Origin of the sequence: Streptomyces sp. NPDC017529, from assembly GCF_044329785.1 — a bacterium.
Taxonomy (GTDB): domain Bacteria; phylum Actinomycetota; class Actinomycetes; order Streptomycetales; family Streptomycetaceae; genus Streptomyces.
In genome coordinates this window covers 1-1472 of sequence record NZ_JBIRJY010000053.1, presented here as the reverse complement: position 1 = coordinate 1472, position 1472 = coordinate 1, and the positions used below count along the sequence as shown (strand labels likewise).

Here is a 1472-nt window from a genome sequence, read left to right as displayed (position 1 = left end):
GTCAAGGACGGCAAGACCGGTGAGTGGAAGCCCCAGGCGGACGACGGCTCGCGGATCGAGCACCTGAACGGCAGTGCTTCGGACACCGGTAACGGTGACGACGACAACGAGTACTGGAAGGTCACCACGGCCGACGGCACCCAGTACTTCTTCGGCAAGAACCGGCTGCCCGGCTGGTCCGAGGGCAAGACCGAGACCCGTTCCACGTTCACGGCGCCCGTCTTCGGCAACCACGAGGGCGAGCCGGGCCACAAGGACGCGTTCAAGGACTCCGTCCAGGACCAGACGTGGCGCTGGAATCTCGACTACGTGGTCGATGTGCACGGCAACGCGATGGCGTTCTTCTACGAGCAGGAGACCAACGCCTACGCGAAGAACTCCGGCGGCACGCACACCTCCAAGCCCAAGGCGGACGCCACGTACGTACGTGGTGGTCAGCTGGCGCGGATCGAGTACGGCCACCGGGCGGGCAAGGTCTACGAGGCCCAGCCGGCGGCCAGGGTGCTGTTCGGCACGGCCGACCGCTGTCTGGCCAAGGAGTGCGCGTTCGACAAGAAGCACGCGGAGAACTGGCCGGACACGCCGTTCGACCAGGCTTGCGAAAAGGGCAAGGAGTGCCTGAACGGCTCGCCCACCTTCTGGTCGAAGAAACGTTTGTCCACGGTCACGGCCCAGGCCCGCAAGGGCGACGGCTACCAGGACGTGGACACCTGGACGCTGACCCACCAGTTCCCCGGCGTCGGTGACGCCGGCGGGCCTTCCCTGTGGCTGTCGACCATCACCCGCACCGGCAAGGCGGGCGGCACGCCTCTGGCCATGCCGAAGGCGGATTTCGGCGGCACGCTGATGCCCAACCGGGTGGACAGCAACGAGGGCCGTCCGCCGATGAACAAGTACCGGCTCACCCGGATCAGTTCGGAGACCGGCTCGGACACGCTCATCGACTACTCGGTGCCGGAGTGCAAGGCGGGCAAGACGCCGGATCCGGCGTCCAACACCGGCCGGTGCTATCCGATGTTCTGGACGCCGACGGCGGCGGTGGACCCGGTCAAGGACTGGTTCCACAAGTACGTGGTGACCAAGGTGACCGAGAACGACAAGGTGGCGGGCGCCGAGCCCAAGACCACCGCGTACGAGTACCTCGGTGGCATCGCCTGGGCCAAGGACACCAACGAGTTCACCCTGGACAAGCACCGCACCTACAGCGACTACCGCGGCTACGGCAAGGTGCGCACCCGCACCGGCACCAGCGGCAAGACGCTGAGCGAGTCGGTGTTCCTGCGGGGCATCGAGGGCTCGAAGGTCACCGATTCCTCGGGCGCCACCACCACCGACGCCGAACAGTACGCCGGCGTGACCCTGGAGACCGCCACGTACGACAAGGACGAGGGCAAGATCTCGACTTCGTCGCTCAACCGGCCGTGGTCCAAGCAGACCGGCAACCACGCACGGGCCGGCACCACCGACCTCGT

At 66.8% G+C, this 1472-nt stretch carries 1 pseudogene; it reads left to right on the top strand.

From position 1 onward, the window contains the following. Positions 1-1472 (top strand): annotated as a pseudogene (locus ACH4K4_RS38665) (RHS repeat protein); the annotation flags it as partial.